This window comes from Paenibacillus wulumuqiensis, assembly GCF_000971965.1.
Taxonomy (GTDB): Bacteria; Bacillota; Bacilli; order Paenibacillales; family Paenibacillaceae; genus Saccharibacillus; species Saccharibacillus wulumuqiensis.
The window spans coordinates 495,076-511,983 of record NZ_LAQP01000004.1 but is presented as its reverse complement, the minus strand read 5'-3'; the positions used below and the strand labels follow the sequence as shown (position 1 = coordinate 511,983).

The window sequence follows — 16,908 nt, the reverse complement described above, 5'->3', positions numbered from 1 at the left end:
AGATGCGCTGATGAATAAATATAAGCTCCAGCACACTTTTTTCAAACAACCGGTACTTGTTTATTAAGGGCAAAAGTTACTTTACTCCTATTTCAAATAAATTGCAAGCCTAATGAAATCAATACGGATATGATTTTGTAAAATTAAATTCAAATATGACTATATGCTAACCTATTTATTGTTACGCTTACATTTTACATAGATTTTACAATTCTTTATTTTGGATGCATATTGTTTCATTTTCCGTTTACAAATCTGTTTGTGTCACTTGTTGTTCACAATTTGTATCCTATTTTCTATTATGTTAGCTATTTTGACAATTTTTCTGTTCGATTTAATATTATTTGCTTACTAATTGAATCAATAATTATAGATAGTCATTACTTTATAAACACCTTATATTTATATAGCTTCCCTAAATAACTTGCTATGAAAAGATTTTTACCTAAAAAAATGTTCCTTTTTCAGAATCATTCTGAATTTTCACGTACTTTATAATAACAGGTGTCATTTCATGATGTTATATAAACTAACATATATATATTTTGATTCTATGTTTATGAGTAAATTATTAATTATGCATTTGCAAAAATAATTTCTGAATTGGTGTTTATCATAATTCCCAATTACAATATTTATACGATAAAATAAATAATTATTCATAATCAGATTTATAACACTATTTTAATTTAAAGTTAAATAATGTTATACAATACAAAAAAATATTCCGAAAAAATATTTTAAAGTGTTTATTTTTTTGCTGAATTTGCTTTGCCAAATGATCTATTTAGCCTAACCATTTACTATGATGTATGTTTTCTCGCTCTGCTTTATGCAAGGTTATTGTGTGTTATACATAGTCTACAATGATATGAATAGACGACAGTTATTACTGACTTTTAGCTCTTTAGCTCTTACCATCCCATTCTTTCATGATACATAGCAAAAAGGCTGCTCTCAGGAATCTGACTCCTGAAAACAGCCTTTTTATCATTTAGCCTTGTCATTCACTGGTTGTGAGCTCGTCCTGCAGGACTTTTCTCTACAGCCCAGGTCTATTATCCAGCAGATCTGCCGCTTAACGCTGACGGAACTTCTGGGTGTAGGCCCGGGCGTCCTCAACCGTGCGTACACGGTTCCGGTTCCATTCCAGTAAAATACGGTCAATATACCGGAAATGCAGCTTACCGGCGAATACAGACTCTTTGAGCGCCATTAAGATCAGTTCTTCCGGATATCGGTCCTGATCCAGCCAGCCGGAGATGGTCTCGCATTCCATCGGAGACAGCGGACGGGCGAATTCCTTTTCGAAAATAATAAAAAGATTACGTTCCCGTTCTTCTTCCTTGCTTGCCTGGCTAACTGCAGCAGCAGGCGGCTGACTGATCGCCGTAATCCGCTCCTGCTGCTCGGAGGCCAGAATGGTGCCCAGTTTCTCATACAAGCCGCTCAGGTCATACCGCTCGTAGCGGATGCCTGTCATTGGGTCCTGTTCATCTTCAATCACAATAAATCCAGCCTTCATCAGCTTCTGGATACGGGCAGCGATCATTCCCGGTGCTGCACCCGTTCTCCATTCCAGCTCTTCCAGCGTTGGAAATTCATTATGCTCCACCTGACGGAAAGACAGCAGCTGCAGCAGCAGCATCGCTTCAGCATCATCCAGATCCAGCGCCTGATAATACTTCAGCAGCGCATAAGGTATATTGGCTGTCTGCATGCCCATCGTATACGCAGCGCCTTTCGCCCATGCTTTCCATTGTTCTCCGCCCATTTTAACCATCCTTTCGATACGTCCACCCTGAGTCATGTGTCGGTACAGAAATTATGGATACAGACGGTACAGCATACGAGGGAAAGCAATCGTCTCACGAACGTGATCCAGACCACAGATCCATGCTACTGTACGTTCCAGTCCCAGTCCAAAGCCAGAGTGAGGAACCGTTCCGTAAGTACGCAGATCCATGTACCACTGATAGGCTTCGCCCAGGTTATGTTCCTGGAAGCGCTGCTCCATCAATGCCGGATCGTCGATACGCTGCGAGCCGCCAATAATCTCTCCATAACCTTCAGGAGCGATCATATCCGCACACAGCACCACTTCCGGACGCTCTGGATCAGGTTTCATGTAGAAAGCCTTGATGTCTTTTGGATAGTGGGTAATAAAGACCGGTTTGTCATATGCTTCTGCAATAGCTGTCTCATGCGGCGCACCGAAATCATCGCCCCATGGAATATCAAAGCCTTTACCTTTGAGGAATTCAATCGCTTCATCGTATGTGATACGCGGGAATGGACCCACGATGTTTTCCAGCTTGGTTACATCGCGTTCCAGGGTCTCCAGCTCGGCACGACAGTTTTTGAGTACGGATTGTACCACATGAGATACAAATTGCTCCTGTACTTCCAGACTTTCTTCATGCGTTGTGAAAGCCATTTCCGGCTCGATCATCCAGAACTCGATCAGGTGACGACGGGTTTTGGATTTTTCGGCGCGGAATGTAGGACCGAAGGAATAGACTTTACCCAGCGCCATTGCAGCAGCTTCCATATACAGCTGGCCGCTCTGTGTCAGGTAGGCATCCTCATCAAAATATTTGATATGGAACAGTTCTGTGGTGTCTTCTGCCGCGGAAGGCGTCAGGATTGGCGGATCGACTTTGGTAAAGCCGTTCGTATTGAAATATTCCTGCACCGCACGGATAATCTCCGCACGAATAACCATAACCGCACGCTGACGGTTGGAACGCAGCCACAGGTGACGATGATCCATCAGGAAATCTATGCCATGCTCTTTGGGTGTAATCGGGTATTCAGACGTGATATGGATCACTTCGATGCCGGTTACAGTCATCTCATAGCCCGATTTACTGCGCGGCTCTTCACGAACCACGCCGGTTACGTACAGGGAACTCTCCTGGGTCAGACTTTTAGCATCGTTCCAGACGCTTTCCGGAACTTCGCTTTTCACGACAACGCCCTGGATATAGCCTGTACCGTCACGCAGCTGCAAAAATTGAATTTTGCCGCTGGAACGTTTGTTGTTAATCCATGCTCCAATCGTTACGGTTTCGCCAATATGCTCATTGACTTTTTTAATAACGGTTTTAGTGGACATTCTTTCATTCTCCCCTTGTCTATACCATGCTGTTGTTCTTACTTGTTGATGAGTTTGTAGGTATCACGTGCGATAACGAGCTCTTCATTGGTAGGTACAACCAGCACTTCTACTTTGGAATTCGGTGTGGAAATGCGGCGCGGATCGCCGGAGCGTACTTTGTTCAGTTCTTCGTCGATCTCGACACCCAGATAGCTCAGGTTCTCACAAACGGATTTACGTACGATTGCAGAGTTCTCGCCTACACCGGCTGTAAATACAAGTACATCTACGCCATTCATCGCTGCTGCATAGGAACCGATGTATTTACGCAGACGGTATTCGTACATTTCAAATGCCAGTGTGGAATGAGGATCGCCTTTTTCCAGACCATCAGTAATCTCGCGCATATCACTGCTGATACCGGAGATCGCCTGCAGACCACTGTGCTTGTTCAGCATCAGATTCACTTCGCTTACTGTCAGCTCTTCCTTGTTCATTACATAAGGAACGATCGCCGGATCCAGATCGCCACTGCGCGTACCCATCATCAGACCTTCCAGTGGAGTCATACCCATGGAAGTATCTACAGAGATACCACCCTGTACGGCTGTCAGACTTCCGCCGTTACCGATGTGAGCCGTAATCACTTTGAGATCTTCCAGCGGCTTGCCCAGGAAATCGGCTGCTGCATGGCTTACATAATAATGGGATGTGCCATGGAAACCGTAGCGACGTACTTTGTATTTGTTGTAAAGTACACGTGGAATAGCGTACAGATACGCTTTTTCAGGCATCGTCTGGTGGAACGCCGTATCAAATACAACGACCTGCGGTACGCCTGGCATATTGACTTCGGAAGCATCGATACCCATGATGGCAGCCGGGTTATGCAGCGGCGCCAGATCGATCAGGGCACGGATGTCCTTTTTGGCCTGCTGGTCCACGATAGCGGATTCTTTGAAGAACTCGCCGCCGTGTACGACGCGATGGCCGACAGCATTAATTTCACTTACGCTTTCCAGTACACCATGTGTTTTGTCGGTCAGCTTCTCGATAACTTTGCGGATCGCTGTGTTGTGTTCGAGAATTTCGCTAACTTCGGTAACTTCCTCTTTGCCTGTCGGCTTGTGCGTCAGAATGGAAGAGTCCATCCCGATCCGCTCGACCAAACCTTTGGCCAGAACGGATTCATCGGTCATATCATACAGCTGGTATTTGAGTGAAGAACTGCCTGAGTTAATTACGAGTACTTTCATATCCGGTCACCATCCTTGTCATACTTGAAGAATCCTTCGCCTGTTTTCACGCCAAGACTGCCTGCACGCACCATTTTTTTCAAAATGATTGCCGGGCGGTATTTTAGCTCGCCATACTCGCGGAACATACGCTCCAGGGCGGCATTGACGGAATCCAGACCGAAGCGGTCAGCCATTTCCAGTGGTCCGTATTGGAACTGGTAACCAACACGCATAGCATCGTCGATATCTTCGGCAGAAGCTACGCCTTCTTCAAGCACATGCAGCGCTTCATTGATCAGCAGACAGATGATACGGCTCGTTACGAAACCAGGGGATTCATAGACCATGATTCCTCTTTTTTCCACTGTCTCTTCCACGAAGTTTTTGGTTTGGTCAAATGTTTGGTCGGAAGTGCGCAGACCGCGGATAATTTCAACGAGGTCGATTTTGGATACCGGATAAATAAAGTGAAGTCCGATGACGCGTTCCGGATATTTGGTGGAGCTGGCCAGCTCGGTCAAGCTGAGCGTGGATGTGTTACTCGCCAGGATAACGCTGCTGGAGCAGACCTGATCCAGCTGTGCAAACACTTCTTTTTTCGCTTCCGGATCTTCGCTGATCGTCTCGATAACGAGATCACAGGAACCGAGATCGGCAAAGTGGGTCACTTTTTGGATTTTGCCGAGAATAAGCTTTTTCTCCGCCTGGGTCAGTGCCCATTTTTCCATTTGCTTGTCCAGACTGGTCTCAATCATGCTCCATGCATTGTCCAGTTTTTCTGGAGTTTTCTCAACCAACAGCACCTCGATACCTTTTTTGGCCAGCATTTCTGCAATGCCCTGACCCATTGTACCGCCGCCGATAACGCCGACTTTTTTAAAATTCATGCTTTCTATTCCACCCTTCCAATATTCAGTACGGTATATAAGCTAAATATTCTAGCCGGATACCATCTGGCCCTTCACACTTTCATATTCTTCCCAAGCTCTATTTAAAGCAAAACAGAACGAGACAAACGATTGTTTTCGTCTATTTCAACCATGCCAAGCATAAGAAATGTAATGATGAAAAATGCCGGGCTTCTATATAATCTCCAACATCTAATAATACCGTAGCACAGGCAAAAAGTAAAAAAAAAGTACCAGCTTTTTGAATTAAGCTGGTACATTTGAACTTTTCTTGAATTGTTCGCGGAATTGCTCACCCGAGAGGATTTCTTCCTGTAATAAAATGTCAAGGGAGCTGTCGAAAATGTGGCGGCGTTCCTCCAGCAACTTGCGGGTACGCTCACCGAGTTCTTCCAGAATTGCATTGCTTTCTTTCATCAGCAGTTCTTTGGGAACCATGTTAATTGTAACGATACCGAGCTTGGTCAGACCGGCTTCAACCATATTTTGCACAATGTTCAGCGCCTGGTCGAAGTCACCTCTCGAACCTGTGCTGCGGCCTTCATAATACATTTCTTCGGCAGCTGCACCAGCGAGCGCGATCATGATCTGCTCTTCCAGGAAAGGCTTGGTGTACAGGTACTGTTCCTGCTGCGGATTGTGACGAACATAACCGAGTGCCTGACCGCGCGGGCTCAGAGCAACCTGACCGACGCTATTCGGACGGACAACCTCTGCCATAATGGCATGACCCAGTTCGTGAATGGCAACGCGCTGTTTCTCTTCTGCACTGGATTCGCGGTCTGTCTTCTCACCCATCATGACTTTATCAATCGCCATCGACATATGGCGCTGGCTGATCATTTCTTCATCCTGACGCATCGCATAGATAGCAGCTTCATTCATTACGCTCTCCAGCTGTGCACCGGAGAATCCGTAAGCTTCTTCAGCCAGTTTGTCCAGATTGGTTTCAGGACCCATTGGCTTGTTGGCAGCGTGCAGTTCCAAAATATGCTTGCGGCCTTTTTTGTCCGGCAGATCGACCTGGATATGACGGTCAAAACGACCCGGACGCAGCAGTGCACTGTCCAGCATTTCCTTACGGTTAGTAGCAGCGATAATCAGAATGCGTGGCGCTTCGTTGCTGTAGATACCATCCATCTCGGTCAGTAATTGGTTCAGCGTCTGATCATACTCACGCTGCTGTCCGCCTTCACGCTTGCCGCCGATTACATCAATCTCATCGATAAAGATAATCGCGCTTTGTTTATTTTCCTTGGCCGCACGGGTACGTGCATCCTTGAACAGATCGCGGATACGTCCTGCGCCGACACCAACATACATTTCCACAAATTCACTACCCGAAGCGCTGACGAAAACAGAGTTTGTATAATGTGCAGCCGCTTTGGCCATCAGGGTTTTACCGGTTCCCGGAGGGCCTGTCAGCAGGATACCCTTGAGCGGGCGGATACCGAATTTATTAATTTCATCATGACGTACAAGGAAATCGAGCGCTTCACGCAGTTCGCGCTTGGCGTTGTCTTGACCGCCGATTTGTTCAAAAGTCAGCTTGACCGGACCGTTCTTTTTGCGGTTGCGTTCCTGGCTGGCGCCGACAGCGAGTCCGCCGCGTGCCTGCATGAAGAACAGGATTCCACCGACTACAGCTACCAGCAGCAGCAGAGGCAATATATTATATCCAACGTATAACAGGAAAATGAGCAGGACAGGGACAAATCCGATAACAACTTCTTTGGTCCATTTAGGCATTAGGCATTTCCTCCTGTAGCTTGAGTGCTGCGCGGCAGAATAAGAAATTTGCTGGCTTTGCCGTTGCTGAGTGATACATAGACATTGAGGTCATCCATTTCTGCCTTAGCTTGAACACCATTGTTCAGCTTGGCGATTTCTTCAAGAGTCTTTGGTATTTCAGTATATTCACGGTTAGCCATTGCCTGGGATACAGGAAACATCGCATTCTCCCAGATCTGATTCAGCTTGTCATCCGAATGGTCAACCACTTCTAATTTAAGAGTGCGTGTGCCCAGAATATCAGTGCTTTGTTTGTGGATTTGCTGAACGAGAGCTCCCAAATCCGCTTCCGGTTTTAAATCGAGTTTCAAAGCAACTTCTTTCTGGTTAATAGTAACCTGAGCGGAGTTCACACCTGGATAAGACTGGACAATTTTCATAAGCGGGTTATGAAGGGTGAGCTGACGATACGTAAACCAACCCCCAAACAGTACGGCAATTGAAACGACCACGGTAATCATAACAGGCAGCGCCCGAAGTTTCATGCATGTCCTCCTCTGTGTATATACATGGTGCAGTTATTTTTCATATAACTTTATTTCGGCAGACAATGGCCTTTCGGTAACCCAAAAACGACAGGTTTTTTTGCAATTCCCAAAAATAATTTACACAAATTGTAGATAATTGAAGTATATCATACCCATTTTCTCCATTTTAAGGCAACTCTATGAACTTTTTTTACATAATAAATGATATTGTAAAATCCGAAATTGTACGTATGCTTCAATGCAAACGAACCTTTTCGGATTTTTTGTTATTTTGTCGAATATATGAACAGAAATCGTTGTTATAACGGTAACTTAGAACATTATCTAATGGTATTGTTAGTCTGCGCCTGGAAATAAATACGTTCTCTTTCCAGATATAATTTGATCTAATCATTAATTAAAAAAGCTTATTACTATACTACCGCTTTTCGATCACCTGCTGCAAGTTTACCCAAGCTTTCCCCGAAGAAAGCACTACCCATACCGCTACGCAGCAGAATATAGCCAAAGCTGCAGGAAACGGTGTACCAGTTCAAGCTATAAGGCATGAAAAGTAATTCATAAAATCCATAAAAAAAGCGACCGTACAGGAGTGGGTACTCCCTGCGGTCGCTTTTTCTATAATTACACATACAATTAGCTCTTGTACGCCCAGGCTGGATCATTCATGATCCGTCCCCTGCTCTTCGTCCACTATTCTAAGTACCGGTCAGGGTATTTGGCAGTTCCATCGGTCCACCCAGCTTGGTGCCGTCACGGAAATTGTAGAATATATAATAATAATGATCACCGGATTTGGCAAAAACCTGCCAGGCATATTTGCCGTTGTATGAACCCGGTATGGCACGAACGACTTCAGCGCCCGGCAGATCGCTTTGCACCAGCTGCTCGGCCTGCTGCACTTTCATCGTTCCGGCTATTTTCTCTACATGTACAGCATTGGCTCCCTGTACCGGAGTGCCATCTTTGTTAAACTTCACCCAGACCATGACTTCCTGCTGCTGATCGTTCTGTCCCTGCACGACCCAGTAGATCGATTTCTCATTCCAGACCGACTGATATGTCCGTGTCAGTGAAGTCAGATTCGCCTGCTTCTGGGCAATCTCCAGCGCTTCCTTTTCATGACTCCATGGCTTGGCCATAACATGCACATAGAACTGGTTCACGCACAGTACAATCAGACCTACTACCGTAATAATAATCGCTATCCACTTGCCACTTCCCAAATTTCGCAAGACACGCCATCCTTTCTGTTCAACTTCCGGTTAGCGTGTAAGCAAACCTTCAAAAGCAAGCTGTGCTTCGCGGCGGATTTTCTCTTCATCCAGCGTCAGCGATACGCCATCCTTGATCAGCTGCTTGCCATCTACCCAGACATGCAGTACGTCCTTGGCGCTCGCGGAATATACCGTATGAGAGATAAAGTCCGTAAACGGCAGGAAATGCGGCTGATCGATATTCAGGGAGGTAATGTCCGCTTTCATGCCTACCGCAAACACGCCTGTATTATCGAGGAATACGGATTTGGCACCATATTCGGTACCCATGCGCAGAGCTTCCAGCGCCGGTACTGCTGTAGGATCACCGGATACGCCTTTGTGAATAAGAGCGGCCAGACGCATTTCTTCGAACATATCCAGGTTGTTGTTGCTGGCTGGTCCATCGGTACCGAGAGATACGACTACACCTGCACGCAGCAGATCAGGCACACGGGCTACCCCGCTCGCCAGCTTCAGGTTGCTGCCCGGATTATGTGAAATGGTTGCTTTGTGGGCAGCCAGTGTCTGAATTTCTTCATCCGTCAGATGCACGGCATGTGCCAGCAGCGTCGGACGGGTAAATACACCGAGTTTCTCCAGATGGGCTACCGGACGCAGACCGTAGTCGCGTACGTTCTGCTCCACTTCGGCGATCGTCTCGGACATATGTGTATGCAGCGGCACATCGAGATCATGTGCAGCCTGCACGAATTTCTCAATAAATGCCGGCGGGCATGTATACGGCGCATGTGGAGACATCATTGTCGTGATGCGTCCGTTGGCTTGGCCGTGCCAGTCGCGTACGAACTGTACCGCCTGATTCAGCTTCTCGTTTTGTTCTTCTTCGGAGCACAGACCGATTACACCACGCATCAGTACCGCGCGCATTCCCGACTGTTCGACCACTTCGGCCACACGTTCGGAACGGTCATACATATCGAGGAAAGTAGTTGTACCGCCTTTGAGCATTTCCAGTACGGAGAGTGCTGTACCGGTATAGACATCATCGCTCGTAAATTTGGCTTCCATCGGCCACATTTTCTCCTGCAGCCACACTTGAAGAGCCAGATCGTCGCCATATCCGCGGAGCAGGGACATGGCCGCATGACCATGGCTGTTAACCAGACCCGGAATGAAGAACTGGTGCCTGCCATCTACGATGGTCATTCCTTCCTGGTCGGCAGGCTCCTCCTCGCCCAGATAGGTAATGATATCATTCTCGATGACCATATGGCCGTAGAGTACTGCTTTTTCTCCATGGGAAGCTGCAAATATCCCGTTTTTGATCATCCATTTACTCGGTGAATTGTTCATTCGTCTCTAATTCCTTTCCGTCTTCAAGGTAGTAGGCCAGACTGAGCAGATCGGTAGTAAAATCTGCCGTATGCACACGTACATGCGGTGGTGTCTTCAGAATAATCGGTGCAAAGTTCAAAATGGCCTCGATGCCTGCTTCGATCAGCTGATCGGCAACACGCTGGGCTTCGGTATTGGGAACGGTAATGATGCCGACCCGGATATGCTTGGCCTGAACGGTATCGGACAGCTCATCGATCGGCTGTACGGTCAGTGTGTTGATCTGTGTGCCTACCTTGGGCGTATACGAATCAAAGATCGCTACGATCTTCATCGTCTCCTGCAGATAGGCATTATAGTTGGAAAGCGCGTGTCCCAGATTACCCGCTCCGATCAGCGCTACATTGATTTGCTGATCCAGTTTGAGAATATGACGGATCTTCTCGATCAGATAGGATACGTCATACCCGATTCCCTTGCGACCAAAGTCACCGAAGTAGGCGAGATCCTTGCGGATCTGGGCCGGATTCAGGTCCAGCTTTTGCCCCAGTTCCTGCGAGGATACGGTCGGTACCTCGCGGGTATGAAGCTCATTCAGATATCTCAGGTAGACAGGTAATCTTCGCACGACCGCTTCTGATATTTTGTCGGATTTCATGCTTGCTCCCCCTCTTGATGTGCAGCATCCTTTTCGTTCTCACGATGGCTCAGCCACTGTGCAATACGAGGAACCATTTGCTCGGTAGGCATATGTTCCATTTTCGGACCGGGCAGCGAGTAGAGGAAATGCTTGCCGTAATACGACTCGATGACCCGGGTATCATAAATCAGCACAATACCGCGGTCATTCGCTGTCCGGACCAGTCTGCCAAAGCCCTGTTTGAACCGGATAACTGCCTGTGGTACAGATAATTTCATAAATGGATTTTTCTTTTCTTTTTTGAGCCGTTCGCTTTTGGCTTCTACCAGCGGATGGTTTGGCGGCTGGAAAGGCAGTCGCACAATTGCCAGACAGGTCAGTGCCTCTCCGGGAATATCGACACCTTCCCAGAAGCTGCTCGTCCCCAGCAGTACGCAGGCCGGATGCTCCTGGAAGCGGCGGGTCAGCTTGGTGCGGCTGCCTCCATCCACTCCCTGTCCGAAGACGGCAATATCACTCTGTGATAATTTCTCCTTCAGAGGCTCATACACCTGCTTGAGCATCCGGTAAGAAGTAAATAAGACGAGCATGCGTCCACGCGTAGCCTCGGCGGCATCCGCAAGTGATCGGGCCAGCATGCTGACAAAGTGCTCATCGCCCACGCTGCCTTTGACGCTCGGGAAATCCCTCGGGATCAATACGAGCGACTGCTCTCTATAGTTGAACGGCGATTCCAGCATGACGGTGTTCAGCTTGCCTTCCTGCTCGGCATCTTTCAGTCCCAGCTGCTCGATCATATACTGGAAGTTCTTGTCGATCGACAGCGTTGCCGATGTCAGCACAATACTTTTCTTTTTGTCAAAGAAATGCTCCTTGAGCTGCTGGCTCACGTCGACCGGAACGGCATACATCTGCAGCGACTTGCTGCGGTAGTTACCATTGGCTTCGTACCAGTATACCGTATCGTCGCTGTCCAGCTTGATAAAATGGCGAAGATCATCGCGTACGCCGGTCAGATCCTTGAACAGTCCGGACACATCCGTTACCAGTCCATCACTATCCAGAACCTCGTCCGATTCCTTGATCTTGCTCATCACCTGCTCACCCTTGCGGATAATCTGGCTGAGACCGATATGAATCCGGTTCTCCAGCTCGGTAATTTCGGCCCATTCGTCCGGTTTCTTTTGCGGAAGCAGGCGAAGCGTGAACTGTGCCGCTTCACCGGGAGCCGCATCACTGCGCTGCGGCAGCAGGGCGAACAGCAGCTCACTCAGCTTATCCCAGTCTTCCTTGACATCCGTCAATTCTGGATACAGATTATCGATTGCAATTGCCCATTCCATACCGCGTTCACTGCCCGAAGAGCCCAGCTGCTGACGCAGAATCGCCAGCTGGCCGGTCTTGCTGTCCTTGAACAGACGAAGCATCGGATGAACCAATGTGAAATATTTCATGTGCATGCCCAGATGCTTGCCGGCCACATCTTCCAGATGATGGGCTTCATCGATAACCAGATGTTCATAGGCAGGCAGCAGCTGGTGGCCAGCCTTGATATCGGTAAACAGCTTGGAATGATTGGTAATGACCACATCGGCTGCACCGGCTTCATGCTTGGCCCGGTGATAAAAGCACTGCCGGAACCATGGACAGGCGCGTCCAAGACAGGAATCCGTGTCGCTGGCGACCGTTTCCCAGAAATCGCCGCCTCGGTTCCCCATATTGAGCTCTTCATCGTCCCCGGTCTCGGTTGCTGTCAGCCAGACGATCATCTGTGCTGCGATCAGCACATCTTCCTTGGGACTCTGGAATTCCTTTGTATTTATTTTATGCTCAAATTTGCGCAGACACAAATAATGCTGTCGTCCCTTGAATACAGCAGCACGAAAAGCAAACGGAATGACCTGAGTGAGCAGCGGAACATCCCGTTCGCGCAGCTGTTCCTGCAAATTAATCGTATGCGTGCTGACCATGACTCTCTCGCTGTTTTTGACGCTATGGTAAATGGAAGGCAGTAGATAACCGAGCGATTTGCCGGTTCCCGTTCCTGCCTCGATCAGTAAATGCTTCTCATCCGTAAGCGCACGCACCACTTCATCAAACATATGATTCTGCGGCTCACGTTCTTCATAATCGGGCAGCAGCTTGCGCAGATTGTCCTTGACCTGCTCTAGGAACTCATCAAAGGAGACATCCGCAAGCGGCATGCCTTCGCGCGCTTCCTCGGCGGACGGGATATCCATCCAGTCGCCTACCTTGAGGGCCAGCTGACGATAAAAGCGATGCTCATCGAGATCCTGGGAAGGCTGCGCTTCACGCTGCATACGCACACCGTCAAAATACCAGCCCAGATCACTGTCCTGGTTATCAAACAGCTCGGATAGACGCTGCACGGTAATTAGCGGCAGACCATCCAGCTCTTCGATGCATTTGAGGAACACATAAGCTGTCGCCAATGCATCGCTGTCTGCCTGATGGGGACGATCATGCTCGAACCCCAATGAACTGCTGACCATGCTGAGCTGATAGCTCGGCAGATTCGGGAAAAAAATACGCAGGAAATCCATCGTATCCAGCACTCTGCCGGTAAATGGCAAATAACCGGTACGGTCCAGCGCACGCTGCAGAAATCCCAGGTCAAAGGCTACATTATGCCCGACCAGTACGGCATCTTCCAGCAGCGGTATCATCTCCAGCATGACGTCATCCAGTTCGGGAGCATCTGCCACATCTTCATTGCGAATACCGGTGAGTCCGGTAATAAACGGAGGAATCTTGCCTCCGGGTTTGACCATGGAGCTGTATACCTGTGTAATGGTTAAATCATGATCTATAACAGCAAGACCCACCTGAATGATATCATCCGAGGACTGGGTTCCTGTTGTCTCAAAATCCAGTACGGCAAATTTCATGGATGTCTAAATCCTTTCCTTGCAGTCGTCACACCTGATGTCAAAATGTTCACCTATCAGCATACCAGAACGAGGCGGTTTTGAAAACGTGGCGAGGTGACGGGAACTGCCGCATCCTGCATACAGCCTGTACGGCTGCACGGCAATCTCTCTCCCGGCCGCCCGGGTTATCCTTTATATACATAAAAAAGGTGATACATGACGTGTTTGACAGGCACGCGGTATCACCTTGCTTAGGCGTTATGTTTCTTTTATTATACATGATTTCGCCGGGTTCGCCTACGCATATTATCCATTTCACCGGCTTCCACCGGTAATTATCATGGTTCCGGTTTCTTTTCCGGAAATCCAGAGTGGGTGAAAAAACCTGCCGGCAATCCTACCGGCAGGCTGTTGTTCATTTTGGAACATATGCTCATCGCTGACATCGCTCCGCTGCCTCGCAGTAAAAGACCTTTGGGCCAGCTGCAGGCTCAGCTCATGAGCCGTTTTGTATCTTTCCCATTACATAATGGTTGCGTGAACTTCCTTGTGCGCTTCCATGACCGGCTTGTTTTGTTCATCCACAAAGACAACGGTTGGGCGATGTGTCTGCAGCTCTTCACTGCTCATCATCGCATACGAAATAATGATTACGGTATCGCCAGGCTGTACGAGACGTGCGGCTGCACCATTCAGGCAGACAACGCCGCTGCCGCGCGGGCCGGTAATGACGTATGTTTCCAGACGGGCACCATTGTTGTTGTTGACGATCTGTACTTTTTCATTTTCAAGCAGATCCGCCGCTTCCATCAGATCTTCGTCGATCGTAATGCTGCCGACATAGTTCAGATTGGCCTCTGTAACTGTGGCACGGTGGATTTTGGATTTCATCATTGTTCTATACATGAAGGGACACACCTTTCGTTTCCATGATTACGTTGTCAATCAGACGGGTTGGGCCAAATTTAACAGCCAGCGCCATGATCACTTCCTGGTTCAGTTCATGCAGTACCATATTGTCAGCCAGCACTTCCAGCTGCGGGAAAGACAGAATCTCCGCATAATCGATTACCGCTATCGGAGAAGTGCCAATCTCGCGGCGCAGCAGTTCGCGTACCTGACCGGCTGTCATTGTATCATTCTCCGCAATCTGCTCACGTGCCAGACGCAGGGAACGGGATAATACGAGCGCCTGCGCGCGTTCTTCCCTGGAAAGGTAGACATTGCGCGAGCTGAGTGCCAGTCCATCTTCTTCGCGAATAATCGGACAAGGAACAATCTCGATATCCATGTTCAGATCATTCACCATCTGGGTAATGACCGCGACCTGCTGGGCGTCTTTGGCTCCGAAAAAGGCATGGTCCGGTTTGACGATATTGAACAGCTTGGTCACCACGGTCGATACGCCGTCAAAGTGACCGGGACGAGATGCCCCGCACAGTGTATCGGTCAGCTCCGCTACAGTGACATGCGTCTTGGTCGGTGATGGATACATCACCTCTACGGTCGGCAGGAAGACGATATCCACGCCTTCCGCTTCAGCCAGCGCCAGATCGCGCTGTTCGTCACGTGGATAACGCTCGAAATCTTCATTCGGTCCAAACTGGATCGGATTGACGAAAATGCTGATGACCACAATATCGCTGGTCTGTTTGGCTTTGCGCATCAGGCTGGCATGACCTTCATGCAGGAATCCCATGGTAGGCACCAGACCGACGGTTGCTTCATGGTCATTCTGAGAGCGCTGCTTGCGGAGGTTTTTCACTTCCTGACGAATCTCTGCGATGCTGTGTAGTACCTTCACGCCTGTTCCTCTCCTTTCCGTTTGGCTCCATATAAGGAATCGAGTGCTTCCTGATCCGGATTAAAAGCATGCTGCTCCGCCGGGAAAGCACGGGTTTTGACTTCATTTACATACTCTTCGAGAGCCGTGCGGATCGTAGCTCCGATATCGGCATACGTTTTGACAAAACGCTTCTCGCGGTAGGACGATGTGTATTTGACCACATCATGGAATACGAGCACCTGACCATCACAACCGCGGCCTGCTCCAATACCGATCGTCGGGATGGACAGCTGGCCGGTAATCATTGCTGCCGTATCTTCGGTGACCAGCTCCAGTACGACGCCAAATGCACCTGCGGCTTCCAGCGCCCGTGCATCATTCAGCAGACGCTGGGCATCCTGCTCATCTTTGCCCTGTACACGGTATCCGCCAATCTGATGCACCGATTGCGGTGTCAGACCAATATGAGCCAGCACCGGTACACCAGCACGCGTGATAGCTGCTACGGTATCCGCGATTTCTGCTCCGCCTTCCAGTTTCACAGCGTGAGCATGTCCTTCCTGCATAATGCGCTTCACGCTGCGCAGGGTCTCATCTATACTTCCGTGATATGTCATGAACGGCAGATCCGCCACGATAAAGGTAGACTGTGCTCCCCTTGCAACCGCACGGGAATGGTAGACGATATCATCCACCGTTACCGGGATGGTGGAATCATATCCCAGCACTACATTTCCCAGTGAATCTCCGATCAGCAGCATCTCTACGCCGGCTTCTTCAGCCAGCTGTGCTGTCGGATAATCATAGGCGGTCACCATCGTAATCGGATCGCCTTCCTTTTTCATTTTTTTCATTTTTACAATATTCAGCGGCGTTTTGGCTGCCATGTGACATCAAGCTCCTTCTAATCAATATAGTATTTGGACAAAATAAAAAACCTTTTAGTTGATCACTAAAAAGGTCCTGAGTCCAAAAAAGAGTCACTTTGCGATCGTCTCTCCTGTCTCGGTCCATTTCATGGCTCAGAGCAGAATTGAAGTTAGCCAACACCTCGCTTCGTATGGGTATCCCGCAGGATACATATAGTAGGGCAGAATACAGATCAGCCGGAAAAATAGATCCCGGACGGTACAGAGCTGCTGCCTATAGGCTGCCGGACATAATTGTCCACACGGCCAAATCGCTCGGCACGACTCCATATCCTCTGACGGTGCTCGCCTGCCAGCTTACACCAAGTTAACATCATAAAGTACGGTTCGGTCATGCCGATACCGTCTTCCCTGCTAGTATACCAGAGTCGTTCCACAATTTCACTATTTAAAGTTAATTACATTTTATTACTTACCTACCGGGGATATAGATTCCAAATACTGATATATCCCCTTGCATTCTGCTCAGTCCTCCAGTGCTTTTACCGGTACCTTTATTGCCTCTAGCGCCTGAGTGTTTTTGGTGCTTGAAGACTTTCAGCGCCACTGGTATTTGGGTGCTTTTATAATGTTGGAGTGCTT

Annotated in this window: 13 protein-coding genes; all 13 read right to left on the bottom strand. The window is 48.4% G+C overall.

All coding sequences use genetic code 11. The features are described from left to right. Positions 1–1,078: 1,078 nt before the first annotated feature. Positions 1,079–1,774, bottom strand: coding sequence for a DnaD domain-containing protein (locus WH45_RS14350; RefSeq protein ID WP_046215055.1), 696 nt, complete (start codon positions 1,772–1,774; stop codon positions 1,079–1,081). Between the two features lie 51 nt (positions 1,775–1,825). Then, positions 1,826–3,118, bottom strand: a complete 1,293-nt coding sequence (gene asnS / locus WH45_RS14345) for an asparagine--tRNA ligase (RefSeq protein WP_046215054.1) — start codon at positions 3,116–3,118, stop codon at positions 1,826–1,828. A 38-nt stretch (positions 3,119–3,156) separates the two neighbouring features. Next, positions 3,157–4,356 (bottom strand): acetate/propionate family kinase, encoded by a 1,200-nt coding sequence (locus WH45_RS14340; protein WP_046215053.1) that lies wholly within the window; start codon positions 4,354–4,356, stop codon positions 3,157–3,159. Further along, positions 4,353–5,225, bottom strand: coding sequence for a 3-hydroxyacyl-CoA dehydrogenase family protein (locus tag WH45_RS14335; protein ID WP_046215052.1), 873 nt, complete (start codon positions 5,223–5,225; stop codon positions 4,353–4,355). Before WH45_RS14335 ends, WH45_RS14340 begins: the two co-directional genes overlap by 4 nt. A 267-nt stretch (positions 5,226–5,492) precedes the next feature. After that, complete coding sequence (locus WH45_RS14330; RefSeq protein ID WP_046215051.1) at positions 5,493–6,995, bottom strand: AAA family ATPase; 1,503 nt, start codon at positions 6,993–6,995, stop codon at positions 5,493–5,495. Further along, on the bottom strand, positions 6,995–7,522 hold the full coding sequence (locus tag WH45_RS14325; RefSeq protein ID WP_046215050.1) for a hypothetical protein: 528 nt from the start codon (positions 7,520–7,522) through the stop codon (positions 6,995–6,997). The genes WH45_RS14330 and WH45_RS14325 overlap by 1 nt, the downstream gene beginning before the upstream one ends. A 701-nt stretch (positions 7,523–8,223) precedes the next feature. Then, complete coding sequence (locus tag WH45_RS14315; RefSeq protein ID WP_046215048.1) at positions 8,224–8,760, bottom strand: cell wall elongation regulator TseB-like domain-containing protein; 537 nt, start codon at positions 8,758–8,760, stop codon at positions 8,224–8,226. A 30-nt stretch (positions 8,761–8,790) separates the two neighbouring features. Continuing rightward, complete coding sequence (locus tag WH45_RS14310; protein WP_046215047.1) at positions 8,791–10,098, bottom strand: amidohydrolase; 1,308 nt, start codon at positions 10,096–10,098, stop codon at positions 8,791–8,793. Beyond that, positions 10,079–10,738, bottom strand: coding sequence for a redox-sensing transcriptional repressor Rex (locus tag WH45_RS14305; RefSeq protein ID WP_046215046.1), 660 nt, complete (start codon positions 10,736–10,738; stop codon positions 10,079–10,081). Before WH45_RS14305 ends, WH45_RS14310 begins: the two co-directional genes overlap by 20 nt. Next, a complete protein-coding gene (gene dinG, locus WH45_RS14300) occupies positions 10,735–13,629 on the bottom strand; it encodes an ATP-dependent DNA helicase DinG (RefSeq protein ID WP_046215045.1) in 2,895 nt (964 codons plus the stop codon). The genes WH45_RS14305 and dinG overlap by 4 nt, the downstream gene beginning before the upstream one ends. A gap of 504 nt (positions 13,630–14,133) precedes the next feature. Beyond that, complete coding sequence (gene panD / locus WH45_RS14295) at positions 14,134–14,517, bottom strand: aspartate 1-decarboxylase (RefSeq protein ID WP_046215044.1); 384 nt, start codon at positions 14,515–14,517, stop codon at positions 14,134–14,136. Further along, positions 14,510–15,415, bottom strand: coding sequence for a pantoate--beta-alanine ligase (panC, locus tag WH45_RS14290; protein ID WP_046215043.1), 906 nt, complete (start codon positions 15,413–15,415; stop codon positions 14,510–14,512). Before panC ends, panD begins: the two co-directional genes overlap by 8 nt. Next, positions 15,412–16,284: a 3-methyl-2-oxobutanoate hydroxymethyltransferase gene (panB, locus tag WH45_RS14285; protein ID WP_046215042.1), complete on the bottom strand. Its 873-nt coding sequence runs from the start codon at positions 16,282–16,284 to the stop codon at positions 15,412–15,414. The genes panC and panB overlap by 4 nt, the downstream gene beginning before the upstream one ends. Positions 16,285–16,908 lie beyond the last annotated feature (624 nt).